General features: G+C 70.9%; 16 protein-coding genes and 1 pseudogene. 14 read left to right on the top strand and 3 right to left on the bottom strand.

The genetic code is table 11. From position 1 onward, the window contains the following. The 10 genes and pseudogenes from KN815_RS23135 to KN815_RS23090 form a co-directional block, all read left to right on the top strand. Positions 1–155: pseudogene (locus KN815_RS23135) on the top strand (pyridoxal 5'-phosphate synthase glutaminase subunit PdxT); the annotation flags it as partial. Between the two features lie 171 nt (positions 156–326). Next, positions 327–1,079, top strand: a complete 753-nt coding sequence (locus KN815_RS23130; protein ID WP_216343857.1) for a YebC/PmpR family DNA-binding transcriptional regulator — start codon at positions 327–329, stop codon at positions 1,077–1,079. A gap of 159 nt (positions 1,080–1,238) precedes the next feature. Further along, on the top strand, positions 1,239–1,880 hold the full coding sequence (gene ruvC, locus KN815_RS23125) for a crossover junction endodeoxyribonuclease RuvC (protein WP_216343856.1): 642 nt from the start codon (positions 1,239–1,241) through the stop codon (positions 1,878–1,880). After that, a complete protein-coding gene (gene ruvA, locus KN815_RS23120; protein WP_216343855.1) occupies positions 1,877–2,497 on the top strand; it encodes a Holliday junction branch migration protein RuvA in 621 nt (206 codons plus the stop codon). The genes ruvC and ruvA overlap by 4 nt, the downstream gene beginning before the upstream one ends. 67 nt (positions 2,498–2,564) lie before the next feature. Further along, complete coding sequence (gene ruvB / locus KN815_RS23115) at positions 2,565–3,653, top strand: Holliday junction branch migration DNA helicase RuvB (protein ID WP_216343854.1); 1,089 nt, start codon at positions 2,565–2,567, stop codon at positions 3,651–3,653. A gap of 225 nt (positions 3,654–3,878) precedes the next feature. Continuing rightward, complete coding sequence (yajC, locus tag KN815_RS23110) at positions 3,879–4,415, top strand: preprotein translocase subunit YajC (protein ID WP_216343853.1); 537 nt, start codon at positions 3,879–3,881, stop codon at positions 4,413–4,415. 153 nt (positions 4,416–4,568) lie between these two features. Further along, positions 4,569–6,353: a protein translocase subunit SecD gene (gene secD / locus KN815_RS23105; RefSeq protein WP_216343852.1), complete on the top strand. Its 1,785-nt coding sequence runs from the start codon at positions 4,569–4,571 to the stop codon at positions 6,351–6,353. Position 6,354: 1 nt separating this feature from the next. Further along, complete coding sequence (secF, locus tag KN815_RS23100) at positions 6,355–7,476, top strand: protein translocase subunit SecF (protein WP_216343851.1); 1,122 nt, start codon at positions 6,355–6,357, stop codon at positions 7,474–7,476. A 16-nt stretch (positions 7,477–7,492) separates the two neighbouring features. Then, positions 7,493–8,101, top strand: coding sequence for an adenine phosphoribosyltransferase (locus KN815_RS23095; protein ID WP_301184621.1), 609 nt, complete (start codon positions 7,493–7,495; stop codon positions 8,099–8,101). A 215-nt stretch (positions 8,102–8,316) separates the two neighbouring features. Continuing rightward, entirely contained in the window at positions 8,317–10,848 is a 2,532-nt protein-coding gene (locus KN815_RS23090) for a RelA/SpoT family protein (RefSeq protein WP_216343850.1), read from the top strand. A 92-nt stretch (positions 10,849–10,940) separates the two neighbouring features. Here KN815_RS23090 and KN815_RS23085 read toward each other — a convergent pair whose 3' ends face one another. Both KN815_RS23085 and KN815_RS23080 read right to left on the bottom strand, forming a co-directional pair. Further along, positions 10,941–12,170: a DUF349 domain-containing protein gene (locus KN815_RS23085; RefSeq protein ID WP_216343849.1), complete on the bottom strand. Its 1,230-nt coding sequence runs from the start codon at positions 12,168–12,170 to the stop codon at positions 10,941–10,943. A 208-nt stretch (positions 12,171–12,378) separates the two neighbouring features. Next, positions 12,379–13,245 carry a peptidylprolyl isomerase gene (locus KN815_RS23080; protein WP_216343848.1) on the bottom strand — a complete coding sequence of 289 codons (867 nt, stop codon included), beginning with the start codon at positions 13,243–13,245 and terminating at the stop codon, positions 12,379–12,381. 152 nt (positions 13,246–13,397) lie between these two features. Between KN815_RS23080 and KN815_RS23075 the strand changes: the two genes are divergently transcribed. The 4 genes from KN815_RS23075 to KN815_RS23060 all read left to right on the top strand — a co-directional run bounded on the left by KN815_RS23075 (position 13,398) and on the right by KN815_RS23060 (position 17,856). Continuing rightward, complete coding sequence (locus KN815_RS23075; RefSeq protein WP_216343847.1) at positions 13,398–14,114, top strand: MBL fold metallo-hydrolase; 717 nt, start codon at positions 13,398–13,400, stop codon at positions 14,112–14,114. 13 nt (positions 14,115–14,127) lie between these two features. After that, entirely contained in the window at positions 14,128–15,390 is a 1,263-nt protein-coding gene (hisS, locus tag KN815_RS23070) for a histidine--tRNA ligase (RefSeq protein ID WP_216343846.1), read from the top strand. A gap of 362 nt (positions 15,391–15,752) precedes the next feature. Further along, entirely contained in the window at positions 15,753–16,409 is a 657-nt protein-coding gene (locus KN815_RS23065; protein WP_216343845.1) for a vitamin K epoxide reductase family protein, read from the top strand. A gap of 64 nt (positions 16,410–16,473) precedes the next feature. Next, positions 16,474–17,856: a replication-associated recombination protein A gene (locus tag KN815_RS23060; RefSeq protein ID WP_216343844.1), complete on the top strand. Its 1,383-nt coding sequence runs from the start codon at positions 16,474–16,476 to the stop codon at positions 17,854–17,856. Between the two features lie 96 nt (positions 17,857–17,952). On the opposite strand, the gene KN815_RS23055 is transcribed toward KN815_RS23060, so the two are convergent. Beyond that, the coding region (locus KN815_RS23055; protein ID WP_216343843.1) for a DUF2470 domain-containing protein at positions 17,953–18,394 on the bottom strand (442 nt) is incomplete at its 5' end.

Below are 18,394 nucleotides of genomic sequence, written 5' to 3'. Positions count from 1 at the left end.
AGTCCGTGGGCGGTGGAGCCGAGGTGCTCGCGACGTTCGACGGGCACACCGTCGCCGTCCGGCAGGGCAATGTCCTGGCGACCTCGTTCCACCCCGAGCTGACGGGTGACCACCGGGTGCACAAGCTTTTCGTGGAAATGGTGCGGGGCGCGTAGCGCTCGGTTGAGGGTGGTGGCGGGAGACGGGGGATATGGCGCGGGGCGCGTAGCGCTCGGTTGAGGGTGGTGGCGGGAGACGGGAGGGCTGGTCCGCGCCGCGGGCTGAGCCGATCCCGGTAGGATCTCAGGCGTTGGTACAGCATTGGGTAACGCGAAGGAGACAGGCGGATGTCCGGCCACTCTAAATGGGCTACGACGAAGCACAAGAAGGCCGTGATCGATGCCAAGCGCGGCAAGCTCTTCGCGAAGCTGATCAAGAACATCGAGGTCGCGGCCCGGATGGGCGGCTCCGACCCGGAGGGCAACCCGACGCTCTTCGACGCCATCCAGAAGGCGAAGAAGCAGTCGGTTCCGAACAAGAACATCGACAGCGCGGTCAAGCGCGGTGCGGGTCTCGAGGCCGGTGGCGCCGAGTACGAGACGATCATGTACGAGGGCTACGGGCCCAACGGCGTGGCCGTGCTCATCGAGTGCCTGACCGACAACCGCAACCGCGCGGCCTCCGATGTCCGCGTCGCGATGACGCGCAACGGCGGCTCGATGGCCGACCCGGGCTCCGTGTCGTATCTGTTCAACCGTAAGGGCGTCGTCATCGTCCCCAAGGGCGAGCTCGGCGAGGACGATGTGCTGGGCGCGGTCCTGGACGCGGGCGCCGAGGAGGTCAACGACCTCGGTGAGTCCTTCGAGGTGATCAGCGAGGCCACCGACCTGGTCGCGGTCCGTACCGCCCTTCAGGAGGCGGGCATCGACTACGACTCGGCCGATGCCAACTTCGTGCCCACGATGCAGGTCGAGCTCGAGGAAGACGCCGCGCGCAAGATCTTCAAGCTGATCGACGCTCTGGAGGACAGCGACGACGTGCAGAACGTCTTCGCCAACTTCGACGTCTCCGACGAGGTCATGGCCAAGGTGGACGCCTGAGGGCGGATCGGCACGGCGGTCAACGCCTTCGGCCAACGCCGACGGGCCGGCGGGGCATCACCCCACCGGCCCGTCGGCGTTGTCCGCGCCGGTGTTGTCGGTGGCAGCCGCTAGCCTGCAAGAACAGGTGACCGAAGCAGCGGTGAGGGGAGGGGCGCGGTGCGGGTGCTGGGCGTGGACCCGGGGCTGACCCGGTGCGGCGTCGGCGTGGTCGAGGGGGTCGCGGGCCGCCCGCTGCGGATGCTCGGCGTGGGCGTCATCCGGACCGGGGCGGATCTCGCGATCGGCGACCGGCTCGTCCTCATCGAGCGCGGCATAGAGGAGTGGCTGGACGCTCACCGGCCCGAATTCGTCGCCGTGGAGCGGGTGTTCAGCCAGCACAATGTGCGCACCGTCATGGGCACCGCCCAGGCCAGCGCCGTCGCCATGCTGTGCGCGGCCCGCCGCGGGCTCCCGGTCGCGCTGCACACCCCCAGCGAGGTCAAGGCGGCCGTGACCGGCTCCGGGCGGGCCGACAAGGCGCAGGTCGGCTCGATGGTGACCCGGCTGCTGCGGCTGGACGCACCGCCCAAACCGGCCGACGCGGCGGACGCCCTGGCGCTCGCCATCTGCCATATCTGGCGGGCCCCCGCGACCAACCGCCTCCAGCAGGCCGTCGCCGCCCACCGCACCACGAATAGCGCCCGCACCACGAATAAGGCCCCCACCACGAGCACCGCCCGCCCCACGAGCACCGCCCCCACCACGAGTCCCGTCCGCCCCACGAGCACCGTGCGCACCACGAAAGGCCGTATCTCATGATCGCGTTCGTCTCCGGTCCGGTGGCGGCCGTCGCCCCGGACACCGCCGTGATCGAGGTCGGCGGGGTCGGGATGGCGCTCCAGTGCACCCCCGCCACCCTGGCCGGGCTGCGCGTCGGCCAGCAGTCCCGGCTGGCCACCTCCCTCGTCGTCCGTGAGGACTCGCTGACTCTCTACGGCTTCGCCGACGACGACGAGCGCCAGGTCTTCGAACTGCTCCAGACCGCCAGCGGGGTCGGCCCCCGGCTGGCCCAGGCCATGCTGGCGGTGCACTCCCCGGACGCGCTGCGGCTCGCGGTGTCCACCGGGGACGAGAAGGCGCTCACCGCCGTCCCCGGCATCGGCAAGAAGGGCGCCCAGCGGCTGCTGCTGGAGCTGAAGGACCGGCTCGGCGAGCCGCTCGGCTCCGCCGTGCCCAGCGCCCGCTCCGCGGCCGCCCCCGGCTGGAGCGACCAACTGCACACCGCGCTGGTCGGCCTCGGCTACGCCACCCGGGAGGCCGACGAGGCGGTGGCCGCCGTCACCCCGCAGGCCGAGGAGGCGGTGGCCGCGGGCGGCAAGCCGCAGGTGGCGCAGTTGCTGCGGGCCGCTCTTCAGACCCTGAACCGCACACGGTGAGCCACCGCGGCCGCGGCAGGCCGCGACCGGCGGCACCACTCCAGACGACATCGCGAGGCGAAACGCAGTGAACTGGGACGAGACCCCATCGGCCACCGCCGACGACGCCCCGCCCGGCCCGGGCGGCAGGCTGGTGGGCGCCGACGCCGACGGCGACGACCAGGCGGTGGAGGCCGCGCTGCGCCCGAAGGACCTCGGCGAGTTCGTCGGGCAGGAGCGGGTGCGCGAGCAACTTGACCTGGTGCTCAAGGCGGCCCGGCAGCGCGGCGGCACGGCCGACCATGTGCTGCTCTCCGGCGCGCCCGGACTGGGCAAGACCACCCTCTCCATGATCATCGCCGCCGAGATGGCCGCCCCGATCCGGATCACCTCGGGCCCCGCCATCCAGCACGCCGGCGATCTGGCCGCGATCCTCTCCTCCCTCGCCGAGGGCGAGGTGCTCTTCCTGGACGAGATCCACCGGATGTCCCGGCCCGCCGAGGAAATGCTGTACATGGCGATGGAGGACTTCCGCGTCGACGTCATCGTCGGCAAGGGGCCCGGGGCCACCGCCATCCCGCTGGAGCTGCCGCCGTTCACGCTGGTCGGCGCCACCACCCGGGCCGGGCTGCTGCCGCCCCCGCTGCGCGACCGCTTCGGCTTCACCGGCCATATGGAGTTCTACGCCCCGGCCGAGCTGGAGCGGGTCATCCACCGCTCCGCCGGGCTGCTCGATGTGACCATCGAGGCCGAGGGCGCCACCGAGATCGCGGGCCGCTCCCGCGGCACCCCCCGGATCGCCAACCGGCTGCTGCGCCGGGTGCGCGACTACGCCCAGGTCAAGGCCGACGGCGTGATCACGCGCGAGATCGCCGCCAGCGCGCTGGCCGTGTACGACGTGGACGAGCGCGGCCTGGACCGGCTGGACCGGGCGGTGCTCAGCGCCCTGCTCAAGCTGTTCGGCGGCGGCCCGGTGGGGCTGTCGACCCTGGCGGTCGCCGTGGGGGAGGAGCGTGAGACGGTCGAGGAGGTCGCCGAGCCCTTCCTGGTCCGGGAGGGGCTGCTGGCCCGTACGCCCCGGGGGCGGATCGGCACCCCGGCGGCCTGGGCCCATCTGGGGCTGACCCCGCCGCCGCAGCCATCCGGCGGCGGCCAGACGGGGCTCTTCGACGCATGAGGAGCCATGCCGAGGCATAAGCGCCCGCTTAACCCGGCATCATGGCGTAGAGGACCAATAATGGCCGGGTCAGGAACCCCGGTACCGCGCCGGGCGTTGTTCCATTGGCGTGGGCTCGCTTAGACTCCGCCGATGCCGTCCGTATGCCGTCCGCTCACTGTGCGGTATACCCACCCCCGTAGACCAGGCCGCCCCCCGGCGGTCGTGTGAAGGAATTTCCGTCCCGTGAATCCCGTAACTCTCCTGCCGTTCATCGTGCTCATCGGGGCCATGTTCCTGATGACTCGTTCGGCCAAGAACAAGCAGCGCCAGGCCCAGCAGATGCGCAATGACATGCACCCTGGCACGGGCGTGCGGACCATTGGCGGCATGTACGCGACGGTCAAGGAGGTCCACGACGAGACGGTCCTCCTAGAGGTGGCCCCCGGCGTGCACGCGATCTACGCGAAGAACGCGGTGGGAGCCGTCCTGGAGGATGACGAGTACAACCGCATCGTGCACGGCATCGACCCCGACGAGGACGTCGACGCCGCCGACACCCCTGTCGTTCCCGACGACGCCTCCTCGCTGACCGAGGCCGCCGACGCCGGTGATGGCGACTCCTCCGCCGACAAGGCCGACGCGGCCGACGAGACGGACGAGAAGGCCGGGAAGACGGACGTCAAGAAGATCGACCTCGGCAAGGACGACGCCGCGGCGGACGCCACGACGGCGAGCACCTCCGAGGACGAGAAGCGGGACGGCGGCACCGACGCGAAGTAAGTCCGTCATTCCGGGAAACCGCGGCGCGCCCCCGCTTGGTGCGCCGCGGTTCCCTGAACGGTCTAGGCTCCGGCGGGGGCTCGTCCCCACAAGACTTCGTGGCCGCTCCGCGCACACCCGATGCGGGGCGGTTGGACAGGGAGATACGAGAAGGTGGCAGCACCGAAGAAGGGCCGCAGGTCCTCCGGGTCACAGGGCAGGCCAGGGCGCGCCTTGGCCGTCATCCTGATCGCCATCGTGGCGCTGACCGGAGGCATGTTCGTCTCCGGTCACACCACGCCGCGACTGGGTATCGATCTCGCGGGCGGCACCAGCTTCACGCTGGAGGCCAAGAACCAACCGGGCAAGCCCAACGCGATCAACACGGACAATATGAACACCGCCGTGAGCATCATCGAGCGGCGGGTCAACGGTCTGGGCGTGTCCGAGGCCGAGGTCCAGACGCAGGGCGCGAAGCACATCATCGTGAACATCCCCAAGGGGACGAACGCGAAGCAGGCCCGGCAGCAGGTCGGCACCACCGCCCAGCTCTACTTCCGGCCGGTGACCACGACCACCAGCGGCCAGAAGACCCCCGACCCCAGCTCCACCCCCAACCCGTCGGCCAGCGGCAAGGGCGGCAAGGGTGACGACAAGGGCGGCAAGCCGTCGGGCACACCGTCGGCCTCCTCGTCGGCTTCCTCGTCCTCCTCCGCCAGTCCCAGCACCCAGGGGCGGGCCCTCTCCGAGGGGCTGAAGGCCGACAAGAAGCCCAGCGAGACCCCCTCGCCGTCGAACACCCCGAAGCCCGACCCGTCCAAGACCCCGCCCGGCTCCGCCGACCAGCAGGAGCTGGCCAAGCAGTTCGCGGCCCTGGACTGCACCAAGCCGGCCGCCCGCGCCGCGGCCGCCGACAAGGCGGCCAACGCCAAGCCGAGCGACCCCGTGCTGGCGTGCAGCGAGAAGGGCGACTCCAAGTTCGTCCTCGGCCCCTCCGAGGTCGAGGGCACCGACGTGGACGACGCCTCCGCGGTCTTCGAGAGCCAGAACGGAGCGGGCTGGATCGTCCAGCTCGACTTCAACGGCAAGGGCTCCAAGAAGTTCGCCAAGACCACCGGCGAGCTCACCACCAAGCAGTCCCCGCAGAACCGCTTCGCGATCGTCCTGGACGGCGAGGTCGTCTCCGACCCCGAGGTCACCCAGGGCGCCATCACCGGCGGCCGGGCCACCATCTCCGGCGGCTTCACCCAGCAGAGCTCCGAGGACCTGGCCAACGTGCTGTCCTACGGTGCGCTCCCGCTGTCCTTCGACATCGCGGACGAGACCACCGTCTCCGCCGCGCTCGGCGGTGAGCAGCTCGACGCCGGTCTGATCGCCGGTGCCATCGGCCTCGCGCTCGTCGTGATCTACCTGGTCGTCTACTACCGCGGGCTCGCCCTCGTGGCCATGGCCAGCCTCGGCGTCTCCGCGATCCTGACCTACACGATCATGGTGCTGCTCGGCCCGGGCATCGGCTTCGCGCTGAACCTGCCGGCGGTCTGCGGTGCCATCGTGGCCATCGGTATCACCGCCGACTCGTTCATCGTCTACTTCGAACGGATCCGCGACGAGATCCGGGAGGGCCGCTCGCTGCGCCCCGCCGTCGAGCGCGGCTGGCCGCGGGCCCGGCGCACCATCCTGGTGTCGGACTTCGTGTCGTTCCTGGCCGCCGCGGTGCTCTACATCGTCACCGTCGGCAAGGTGCAGGGCTTCGCGTTCACCCTGGGGCTGACCACGCTGCTCGACGTCGCCGTGGTGTTCCTCTTCACCAAGCCGCTGATGACGATCCTCGCCCGCCGCCCGTTCTTCGGGAACGGCCATTCGTGGTCCGGACTGGACCCCAAGCGCCTCGGGGTCACGCCGCCGCTGCGCCGTCGCCGTCCCGCCGCCCCCGGCCCCGCCGACACGAAGGAGGCGTGAGATGTCGCGACTCGGCACTCTCGGCGCCAGGCTCTACCGAGGCGAGGTCGGCTACGACTTCGTCGGCAAGCGGAAGATCTGGTACGGCATCTCGATACTGATCACCATCACGGCCATCGTGGGCCTGGCGGTGCGCGGCCTGAACATGGGCATCGAGTTCTCCGGCGGCGCGGTCTTCACCACTCCGAACACCAAGGTCTCGGCCTCCGACCTGCGCCAGACGGCGGAGGACGCGTCCGGCGGTCACACCGTCGTGGTCCAGGAGCTCGGCCGGGGCGGCCTGCGCATCCAGATCAGCGAGCTGGGCACCAAGGAGGCCCTGCCGGTCCAGGAGAACCTCGCCAAGGAGCTGGGCGTCAAGACCAGCAAGATCGACACCCAGTTGGTCGGTCCGAGCTGGGGCGAGCAGATCGCCAGCAAGGCATGGCAGGGTCTGGCGATCTTCATGGTGCTGGTGGTGATCTATCTCGCCATCGCCTTCGAATGGCGGATGGCGCTGGCCGCCCTGATCGCCCTGATCCACGACCTCACCATCACCGTCGGTGTCTACGCACTGGTCGGCTTCGAGGTCACCCCGGGCACCGTGATCGGTCTGCTGACCATCCTCGGTTATTCGCTCTACGACACCGTCGTGGTCTTCGACGGTCTCAAGGAAGCGTCGAAGGACATCACCAAGCAGACCCGCTTCACCTACAGCGAAATCGCCAACCGCAGCCTCAACTCGACCCTGGTGCGGTCCATCAACACCACGATCGTGGCGCTGCTGCCGGTCGGCGCGCTGCTGTTCATCGGTGGCGGTCTGCTCGGCGCGGGCATGCTCAACGACATCTCCCTGGCGCTCTTCGTCGGCCTCGCCGCCGGTGCGTACTCCTCGATCTTCATCGCGACCCCGCTGGTCGCCGATCTGAAGGAGCGCGACTCGAAGATGAAGGCCCTGGCCAAGCGGGTCAAGGCCAAGCGTGCCGCGGCCGCCAAGGCCGAGGCCGCCGGGTCGTCGTCCGACGAGGAGGACGCACCCGACCTGGAGGACGCCGCCGCGGCCCCCGCCGGGGTCGTCGGCCAGCGCCGCCAGCCCGCCGCCCGTAACCGGGGGCGCGGCCGCCCGTCGGGCAAGCGGCGATGAGCGGGGGAGCCCGACGATGACCGAGACGACGCGGACCGCGGCGGACAGTCCCGACGGCAGGCCCGACGGATCCGGCGCCGCCGCCGCCGAGGAGCTGCGCACCCTGCTGCTCAGCCGGATCCAGGACGTGCCGGACTACCCCCAGCCGGGCGTGATGTTCAAGGACATCACCCCGCTGCTCGCCGACGCCACCGCCTTCGGCGCGCTCACCGAAGCCCTCGCCGAGCTGTGCGTCCGGCACCGGGCGGACAAGGTGGTGGGCCTGGAGGCACGCGGCTTCATCCTCGCCGCCCCGGCCGCCGTCCGCGCCGGAATCGGCTTCGTACCGGTCCGCAAGGCCGGCAAGCTCCCCGGGGCGACCCTCGGCCAGGCGTACGAGCTGGAGTACGGCGCCGCCGAGATCGAGATACACGCCGACGCGCTGGAGCCCGGCGACCGGGTCCTGGTGATCGACGACGTACTGGCCACCGGCGGCACCGCCGAGGCGTCCCTGCGGCTCATCCGGCGGGCCGGCGCCCAGATCGCCGGGGTCGCCGTGCTGCTGGAGCTCGGCTTCCTCGACGGCCGCGGCCGTCTGCTGGCCGCGCTGGGCAGCGCCCCGCTGGAGGCCCTGATCACGGTCTGAGCCGGATCACGGGCCCGCAGGCCGGGCCGAGGCCCGCAGGCCGGGCCGAGAAGACCGCCGGAGGGCGGGGACCGCGCACCGCCGGTCCCCGCCCTCCGTCATGCCGCCACATGCCCCCGTCCTGCCCGGCTTGGCAGTCGGCAGGCAAGCGGAGTGGCGGGATCGATACCATGGCAGCCTGACCTTTAGAGGTCCGGACCGCTTGAGGAGTGCTCTTGCCAGACGAGGCCCAGCCGCTCTCGCCCAAAGTCCGTCCGGGCGGAACCCCCTCCGCACAGCCGGACGCGCCCACCGCCGCCGAGCCGACGGCGGCCTCCGGCGCGCCCAAGAACAGCGGCGACAGCCCGGTCCGGCGCGGCCCCGAGCAGACGAGCCCGAAGCCCGCCACGGGCCGCTCCAGCAACCTGCCCGCCACCACGCCCCCCGCGCGCCCCGTACAGAGCCCCGCGCCCCGCTCCGGCTCCTCCAACCGCGTCCGGGCCCGCCTGGCGCGCCTGGGCGTCCAGCGCTCCAGCCCGTACAACCCGGTGCTGGAGCCGCTGCTGCGGATCGTGCGCGCCAACGACCCCAAGGCGGAAGCCTCGACGCTGCGCCAGATCGAGCGCGCGTACCAGGTGGCCGAGCGCTGGCACCGCGGCCAGAAGCGCAAGAGCGGCGATCCGTACATCACCCACCCCCTCGCGGTGACCACGATCCTGGCCGAGCTGGGTATGGATCCGGCCACTTTGATGGCCGGGCTGCTGCATGACACCGTCGAGGACACCGAATACGGCCTGGACACCCTGCGCCGGGACTTCGGCGACCAGGTCGCGCTGCTCGTCGACGGCGTCACCAAGCTGGACAAGGTCAAGTTCGGCGAGGCGGCCCAGGCCGAGACCGTGCGCAAGATGGTCGTCGCCATGGCCCGGGACCCCCGGGTGCTGGTCATCAAGCTGGCCGACCGGCTGCACAACATGCGCACCATGCGCTACCTCAAGCGGGAGAAGCAGGAGAAGAAGGCCCGCGAGACCCTCGAGATCTACGCCCCGCTCGCCCACCGCCTGGGCATGAACACCATCAAATGGGAGCTGGAGGACCTCGCCTTCGCGATCCTCTACCCCAAGATGTACGACGAGATCGTGCGGCTGGTCGCCGAGCGGGCCCCCAAGCGCGACGAGTACCTGGCCGTCGTCACCGACCAGGTCCAGGGCGATCTGCGGGCGGCCCGGATCAAGGCGACCGTCACCGGCCGGCCGAAGCACTACTACTCCGTCTACCAGAAGATGATCGTGCGCGGCCGCGACTTCGCCGAGATCTACGACCTGGTGGGCATCCGGGTGCTCGTCGACACCGTCCGCGACTGCTACGCGGCGCTGGGGACCATCCACGCGCGGTGGAACCCGGTGCCCGGGCGGTTCAAGGACTACATCGCGATGCCCAAGTTCAACATGTACCAGTCGCTGCACACGACGGTCATCGGGCCCAGCGGCAAACCGGTCGAGCTTCAGATCCGCACCTTCGACATGCACCGCCGCGCCGAGTACGGCATCGCCGCGCACTGGAAGTACAAGCAGGAGGCGGTGGCCGGCGCCTCCAAGGTGCGCACCGATGTGCCCCGTAAGGCGGGCAAGGACGACGCCATCAACGACATGGCGTGGCTGCGGCAGCTTCTGGACTGGCAGAAGGAGACCGAGGACCCGGGCGAATTCCTGGAGTCCCTGCGCTTCGACCTGTCCCGCAACGAGGTCTTCGTCTTCACGCCCAAGGGCGACGTCATAGCGCTTCCGGCCGGGGCCACCCCGGTCGACTTCGCCTACGCCGTGCACACCGAGGTCGGCCACCGCACCATCGGGGCGCGGGTCAACGGGCGGCTGGTGCCCCTGGAGTCGACCCTCGACAACGGCGATCTGGTGGAGGTCTTCACCTCCAAGGCGGCGGGCGCCGGGCCGTCCCGCGACTGGCTGGGCTTCGTCAAGTCGCCCCGCGCCCGTAACAAGATCCGCGCCTGGTTCTCCAAGGAGCGCCGCGACGAGGCCATCGAACAGGGCAAGGACGCGATCGTCCGGGCGATGCGCAAGCAGAACCTGCCCATCCAGCGGATCCTGACCGGGGACTCGCTGGTCACCCTCGCCCATGAGATGCGCTACCCCGATATCTCCGCGCTCTACGCGGCCATCGGCGAGGGCCATGTCTCCGCGCAGAACGTGGTGCAAAAGCTCGTCCAGGCGCTCGGCGGCGAGGAGGCGGCCAACGAGGACATCGCCGAGACCGCCCCGCCCATCCGCCGCACCAAGCGCCGCTCCAGCGCCGATCCGGGCGTCGTGGTCAAGGGCGTCGAGGATGTGTGGGTCAAGCTGGCCCGCTGCTGTACGCCGGTCCCCGGCGACCCCATCATCGGCTTCGTCACCCGCGGCAGCGGCGTCTCCGTGCACCGCGCCGACTGTGTCAACGTGGACTCGCTCTCCCAGCAGCCCGAGCGCATCCTCGACGTCGAATGGGCACCCACCCAGTCGTCGGTCTTCCTGGTCGCCATCCAGGTCGAGGCGCTGGACCGGTCCCGGCTGCTGTCGGACGTCACCCGCGTCCTGTCCGACCAGCACGTCAACATCCTCTCGGCGGCCGTGCAGACCTCCCGCGACCGGGTGGCCACCTCGCGCTTCACCTTCGAGATGGGCGACCCCAAGCACCTGGGCCATGTCCTGAAGGCCGTACGGGGCGTCGAGGGCGTCTACGACGTCTACCGGGTCACCTCGGCCCGCGCCCGCTGAGAACCCGCGCCCGCCGACCACACGACAACGGCGGCCCTCGGCGCCTTCGCACCGGGGGCCGCCGCCGTCGTATCGGCCGGATCAGCGGAACATCAGCCGCCGAACTCCTGGAGACCCTTCAGCGCCTGGTCCAGCAGCGCCTGCCGGCCCTCCAGCTCCTTGGAGAGCTTGTCGGCCTTGGCGTTGTTCCCCGCCGCGCGGGCCGCGTCGATCTGCGTACGCAGCTTGTCGACGGCGTCCTGAAGCTGCCCGGTGAGCCCCTGGGCGCGCGCCCGCGCCTCGGGGTTGGTGCGCCGCCACTCCGCCTCCTCGGCCTCCTGGATGGCGCGCTCCACCGCGTGGATCCGGCCCTCGATCCGGGCCCGGGCGTCCCTCGGCACATGGCCGACGGCCTCCCACCGCTCGTTGACCGAGCGGAAGGCCGCGCGGGCCGCCTTCAGATCCGAGATCGGCAGCAGCTTCTCGGCCTCGACGACCAGCTCCTCCTTACGGGTGAGATTCTCCCGCTGCTCGGCGTCGCGCTCCGCGAAGACCTCGCTGCGCCCCTGGAAGAAGATGTCCTGCGCACCGCGGAAGCGGTTCCACAGGTCCTCCTCGGCCTCGCGCTGCGCACGGCCCGCGGCCTTCCAGTCCGCCATCAGCTCCCGGTACCGGGCCGCGGTCGGACCCCAGTCGGTGGAGCCGGAGAGCGCCTCGGCCTCGGCGACCAGCTTCTCCTTGGTCTGCCGGGCCTCCTCGCGCTGTGCGTCCAGGGCCGCGAAATGTGCCTTGCGGCGCTTGGAGAACGCCGAGCGGGCGTGCGAGAAGCGGTGCCACAGCTCGTCGTCCGTCTTGCGGTCCAGGCGCGGCAGGCCCTTCCAGGTGTCCACCAGGGCGCGCAGCCGCTCCCCGGCCGCCCGCCACTGCTCGCTGGCGGCCAACTGCTCGGCCTCGGCGACCAGGTCCTCCTTGGCCCTGCGGGCCTCGTCGGCCTGGACCGCCTTGGCCGCCTTGCGCTGCTCACGGCGGGCCTCGACGTCCCCGGCGAGCTTGTCGAGCCGCTTCTTCAGCGCTTCCAGATCGCCGACCACATGATGCTCGTCGACCTGGTGCCGGATGTGGTCGATGGCCGCCGTCGCGTCCTTGGCCGACAGATCGGTGGTCTTGACCCGGCGCTCGAGGAGACCGATCTCGACGACCAGACCGTCGTACTTGCGCTCGAAGTAGGCGAGGGCCTCTTCCGGCGATCCCGCCTGCCACGATCCGACGACCTGCTCACCGTCGGCCGTCCGCACGTATACGGTCCCCGCCTCGTCGACGCGGCCCCAAGGCTCGCTGCTCACAGCGCCTCCTCCACATGATGCCGGGGCGGGCGCGCGGCCCGCCGGCATCGTCCACAGTTTCTTCCGGCCGGGATGCGCCCTGGCCGGTCTCACGGCAGGGTGGCGGCCTCCGGGGCAGGCACCCTGCACAACGCCAACATAGGCGACCGGTGCCCCGGCTGTCCGTATCCTGCGCGACCGAAATTTCGCAGTACGCGGGTCGGCGACCTCAGGACTTGCCGACCGTCGCCTTGTTGATCACGACGCTGGCGTTGGGGGCGGTGTTCATCGTCTGGTCCGGGGCTCCGGCCCCGGCGTCGGCGATCTTCTTCAGGACCTTCATCCCCGCCTCGTCCACCTTGCCGAAGGGCGTGTAGTACGGCGGGAGGTCGCTCTCCTTGTAGACCAGGAAGAACTGGCTGCCGCCGGTGTTCTTGCCCTGTTTGGTCTGCGGGTTGTACTGGTTGGCCATGGCGACGGTCCCGGCCGGGTACTTGCCGCCCTTGACCGAGGGGTCCTTCAGGTTCTCGTCCGGGAGGGTGTAGCCGGGGCCGCCCGCGCCGGTGCCCTGCGGATCACCGCACTGAAGCACGTAGATCCCCGAGTTCACCAGCCGGTGGCACTTGGTGTGGTCGAAGTAGCCTTCGCCCGCCAGGAAGTTGAAGGAGTTGACCGTGTGCGGCGCCTTGCCGGCGTCCATGGCCACGGAGATGTCCCCGCAGGTGGTCTCCAGCTTCATCGTGTAGGAGGCCGACTTGTCGACCGTGAGGGCCGGCTCCTTCTTCCACGACAGCTTCTTCGGCTTCTTGCCCGCGACCGCCTTCGCCTCCTTGGCACAGGGGTCCGGCGCCTTGCTGGTGGGCGCGGCCGAGGGGGTGCCGGACGCGGCGGCGTCGTCCTTGGTCTTGTCCTTGTCGCTCCCGGACAGCGCGCCCGTGGCCGCGATGGCACCGCCACCGGCCAGGACCACGGCCAGTACGGCGGCGATCACGACATTGCGCTGGCGCGTCTTGTGCCGGGCGGATTCGCGCCGCTGCTGCTGGCGAAGGTACTTCTCCCGGGCGAGTTGCCGCCGCCGCTGCTCGTTACTGACCACCGGGTCGTCTCCTCAAGGCGTGTGCCGTCAGTGTCCTGCTGTTGTGCGTGAGGGCTCGGCCGTACCGTATACGGGTTCGCTGTGGTGGGGGCGCCGCCGGTAGGCTCTGAAGCCGCCGACAATCTTCCACCGGACGACTCTTAAGGACGATCGTGCTCATTGCCGGGTTCCCCGCCGGGGCCTGGGGGACCAATTGCTATCTGGTCGCCCCCGCCGCCGGTGAGGAGTGCGTGATCATCGACCCGGGCCATCAGGCGGCCCAAGGCGTCGCGGAGGCGGTTGCCAAGCACCGGCTCAAGCCCGTCGCCGTCGTCCTCACCCACGGCCATATCGACCATGTCGCCTCGGTCGTCCCGGTCTGCGGCGCCCATGACGTACCGGCCTGGATCCACCCGTCCGACCGCTACATGATGAGCGACCCCGAGAAGGCGTTCGGGCGCTCCATCGGCATGCCGCTGATGGGCGAGCTGACCGTGGGCGAGCCGGACGACGTCAGGGAGCTGGCCGACGGCGCCGAGCTGAAGCTGGCCGGTCTCGACCTCACCGTCGCGCACGCCCCGGGCCATACCAAGGGGTCGGTGACCTTCCGGATGCCCGAGCAGGCGGACGTCCCGTCCGTCTTCTTCGCGGGCGATCTGCTCTTCGCCGGCTCCATCGGACGCACCGATCTGCCCGGCGGCGACCACGCCGAGATACTCGAGTCGCTGGCCCGTGTGGTCCTGCCGCTCGACGACTCGACCGTGGTGCTGTCCGGCCATGGCCCCCAGACCAGCATCGGCCGTGAGCGCGCCACCAACCCGTATCTGCGCGAGGTGGCCGCCGGCCTGGGAGACGGCGCGCAGCGCCCGGCTCCGCGACGAGGAATGTGACGAGAGACTTCCGTTGAGCACCTTCAAAGCCCCCCGGGGCACGTATGACCTGATCCCGCCGGCCTCCGCGGCGTACCTGGCGGTGCGCGAGGCGATCGCCGCACCGCTCAAGCGCTCCGGCTACGGCTATATCGAGACCCCCGGTTTCGAGAATGTGGAGCTGTTCGCGCGCGGCGTCGGCGAGTCCACCGACATCGTGACCAAGGAGATGTACACCCTCACCACCAAGGGCGGCGACGAGCTGGCGCTGCGCCCCGAGGGCACCGCCTCGGTGCTCCGCGCCGCCCTGGAGGCCAATCTGCACAAGGCCGGATCCCTGCCGGTCAAGCTCTGGTACTCGGGCTCGTACTACCGCTACGAGCGCCCGCAGAAGGGCCGCTACCGCCACTTCTCGCAGGTCGGCGCGGAGGCGATCGGCGCCGAGGACCCGGCCCTGGACGCCGAGCTGATCATCCTGGCCCACGACGCCTACCGCTCGCTGGGGCTGCGCGACTTCCGCATCCTGCTGAACTCGCTGGGCGACGCCACCTGCCGCCCCGTCTACCGGGCCGCCCTCCAGGACTTCCTGCGCGGCCTCGACCTGGACGAGGACACCCGGGCGCGCGTCGAGATCAACCCGCTGCGGGTGCTGGACGACAAGCGGGAGGCGGTGCGCGAGCAGTTGACCGGCGCCCCGCTGCTGCGCGACTACCTGTGCGAGGAGTGCAAGGCGTACCACGCGGAGGTCCGCGAGCTGATCACCGCGCGCGGCGTGGTCTTCGAGGACGACGCGACGCTGGTGCGCGGCCTGGACTACTACACCCGCACCACCTTCGAGTTCGTCCACGACGGGCTGGGCTCGCAGTCCGCGGTCGGCGGCGGCGGCCGCTACGACGGGCTGTCCGAGATGATCGGCGGCCCGGCGCTGCCCTCGGTGGGCTGGGCGCTCGGCGTCGACCGTACGGTGCTGGCGCTGGAGGCCGAGGGCATCGAGCTGAACCTCCCCGACGCCGTCAGCGTCTTCGCGGTGCCGCTGGGCGAGGAGGCCAGGAAGGTTCTCTTCGGCGTGGTCGGCGAGCTGCGTACGGCCGGTGTCGCCACGGACTTCGCCTACGGCGGCAAGGGCCTCAAGGCCGCGATGAAGGCGGCCAACCGCAGCGGTGCGCGCTACGCGATCGTGGCGGGCGAGCGCGACCTCGCCGAGGACGTGGTCCAGCTCAAGGACATGGAGTCCGGTGAGCAGGCGCCGGTGCCCCTGGCCGAGGTGGTCGAGGCGATCCACTCGCGCCTCGCCTGAGGGAGCCTCAAAACTCGCCTGAGCGAGCCTCAAAAGGGGGCCCGGGGAACGCCCGGGCCCCTTTCGCCGCTTTCCGCCGGGGGCAGTAGCGGGCGAAATTGGCGCACGGTCTCGCGGACCGTCAACTCGGCCGGGGCGGATTCATCCTCCCAATCGATGCCGATCCGGGACCGCCACCCGCGCTCCGCGGAGGCGGGGTCCCGGCCCAGTGGGGACGACCGGGAAGCCCGTCTTATGTCCTCCGAACGGGGGACAGGGCACCATGGCATGGCCTGGATAAGCGGGCCGTACGGCGGGGCGGGTGCGGCACAATGGCCGTGCCCGACGGGGCTGGACACGGTGGAGAGCGACGGACGGCGAGTATGGCGACGACAGTGATGGACGACGTGGAGTCCGGCGAGGTGCGGGAGGGCGTGCGGACCGGGACGGGGGGCAGTCGCGCCTTCGCCCTGCTGCTCGTGATCACCGGTGCGCTGGGGCTCCTCGCGGCCTGGGTCATCACGATCGACAAGAACAAGATCCTCGAGTACAAGGCCGACGGTAAGGTCTTCACGCCCGGTTGCAGCCTCAACCCCGTCGTCTCCTGCGGCAATATCATGGAGAGCGACCAGGCGCACGCGTTCGGCTTCTCGAACCCGATGCTCGGCCTGGTCGCCTACGGCATCGTGATCTGCGTCGGCATGTCCCTGCTGACCGGGGCGCGCTTCCCGCGCTGGTACTGGCTGACCTTCAACGCGGGCACGCTCTTCGGCGTCGGCTTCGTGACCTGGCTCCAGTACGAGTCGCTGTACGTCATCGGCTCGCTGTGCCTGTGGTGCTGCCTCGCCTGGGTCGCCACCATCGTGATGTTCTGCTACGTCACCGGCCACAACCTCAAGCACGGATACCTTCCCGCCCCCGACGGGCTCCGGCGCGGGCTCATGGAGTTCCACTGGGTGGTCCCGGTGATGTGGATCGGCGTCATCGGAATGCTGATCCTGACCCGCTGGTGGGACTTCTGGACAGGCGCTCAGGGCTGAAGCCCGTGCCTTCCGAACCCTGAGCCCGGCGGCGTTGTCGGAGGGGTGGCATAGGCTTCCCGTCGTGGAGCCAGACCTGTTCACCGCCGCCGCAGAGGACCGCCAGGAGAAGGATCCGGCCAGCAGCCCGCTGGCCGTGCGGATGCGTCCGCGCACCCTCGACGAGGTCGTGGGCCAGCAGCATCTGCTGCGCCCCGGATCGCCGCTGCGCCGGCTCGTGGGCGAGGGCGGCGGCGGTCCGGCCGGGCCGTCGTCGGTGATCCTGTGGGGTCCGCCGGGGATCGGCAAGACGACGCTGGCGTATGTGGTCAGCCAGGCCACCCAGAAGCGCTTCGTCGAGCTGTCGGCCATCACCGCGGGGGTCAAGGAGGTCCGGGCCGTCATCGACGGCGCGCGCCGCTCCTCAGGGGCCTACGGGCGGGACACCGTCCTCTTCCTGGACGAGATCCACCGCTTCAGCAAGGCCCAGCAGGACTCGCTGCTGCCCGCCGTGGAGAACCGCTGGGTGACGCTGATCGCGGCCACCACCGAGAATCCGTACTTCTCCGTGATCTCCCCGCTGCTCTCCCGCTCGCTGCTGCTCACCCTGGAGCCGCTGACCGACGACGATCTGCGCGGGCTGCTGGGGCGCGCGCTCACCGACGAGCGCGGGCTCGGCGGAGCGGTCACCCTCCCCGAGGACGCCGAGGCGCATCTGCTGCGCATAGCGGGCGGCGACGCCCGGCGGGCGCTCACCGCGCTGGAGGCGGGCGCCGGGGCGGCCCTGGACAAGGGCGAGGCCGAGGTCACCCTCACCTCGCTGGAGGAGGCGGTCGACCGGGCCGCGGTGAAGTACGACCGCGCGGGCGACCAGCATTACGACGTGGCCAGCGCCCTCATCAAGTCCATCCGCGGCTCGGATGTGGACGCGGCGCTGCACTATCTGGCCCGGATGATCGAGGCGGGGGAGGACCCGCGGTTCATCGCCCGCCGGCTGATGATCTCGGCGAGTGAGGACATCGGCCTGGCCGATCCGACCGCCCTGCCCACCGCCGTGGCGGCGGCGCAGGCGGTCGCCCTGATCGGCTTCCCGGAGGCCGCGCTCACCCTGAGCCATGCCACCATCGCCCTGGCGCTCGCGCCCAAGTCCAACGCCGCGACCACGGCGATCGGCGCGGCGCTGGCGGATGTGCGGGCGGGCCTGGCCGGGCCGGTGCCGCCGCATCTGCGCGACGGCCACTACCAGGGCGCCAAGAAGCTCGGCCACGCACAGGGCTATCTCTACCCACACGATCTGCCGGGCGGGATCGCGGCGCAGCAGTACGCACCGGACAAGATCCACGGCAAGCGGTACTACGAGCCCACGCGGTACGGCGCCGAGGCGCGGTACGCGGATGTGGTGGAGCGGGTGCGGGCGCGGCTGCGGGGCGACCCGCCGCTGTCCGCCGACGGTCCGGCCCCGTCGTAACGTCGTAGCGGACCGGCCCGCGGCCGCCGCATCCGCGCCGATCACCCCACTCGCAGGGCTCAGGGCACCCGCGGGCTCAGCTCGTCACTCGCGGGCTCAGCTCGTCGCCGCGTCGAACAGGGCGTGCATCGCGTACCGCAGCTCGGTCACGTTCCGCACCGGCTCGGGGAAGTCGAAGCGCGCGTCGAACGGCCGGTCCGCCTCGTCCGTGAAGCGCACCCGCAGACCGAAGCGGTCCAGCGCCACCGGGGTGGCCGCGCCCCGGGTGCAGACCACGTCGGAGCGGTCGCCGAGCAGGGTGCACAGCCCGCGCACCTGCTCGCTGTGGGCGGCGTGCAGATGCTGGAGCAGATCGGCCTCGTGCCGCACGAGCGGATCGGGGTCGGCGGTGGTGAAGTCGTCCGGCTCGACACCGTCCGCACCCCACAGGTCGTCCACGCACGCCTCGCCGACCTCCAGCCGCAGCAGCGTCCAGGCGGCTCTTCCGGCGGGCCCCACGCCGGTGGCCGGCTCACCGGACCGCCGGGGCCGCGGCGCC

Source organism: Streptomyces niphimycinicus (genome assembly GCF_018883605.1).
Lineage (GTDB): Bacteria > Actinomycetota > Actinomycetes > Streptomycetales > Streptomycetaceae > Streptomyces > Streptomyces niphimycinicus.
This window is presented reverse-complemented; position numbering and strand designations above follow the sequence as displayed.

Bases quoted from the DNA above. Each gene is read 5' to 3' on its own strand.
- KN815_RS23095 (WP_301184621.1), top strand. From the start codon at position 7,493: ATGACCGAGACGACGCGGACCGCGGCGGACAGTCCCGACGGCAGGCCC.
- KN815_RS23130 (WP_216343857.1), top strand. From the start codon at position 327: ATGTCCGGCCACTCTAAATGGGCTACGACGAAGCACAAGAAGGCCGTG.
- KN815_RS23065 (WP_216343845.1), top strand. From the start codon at position 15,753: ATGGCGACGACAGTGATGGACGACGTGGAGTCCGGCGAGGTGCGGGAG.
- ruvA (WP_216343855.1), top strand. From the start codon at position 1,877: ATGATCGCGTTCGTCTCCGGTCCGGTGGCGGCCGTCGCCCCGGACACC.
- secF (WP_216343851.1), top strand. From the start codon at position 6,355: ATGTCGCGACTCGGCACTCTCGGCGCCAGGCTCTACCGAGGCGAGGTC.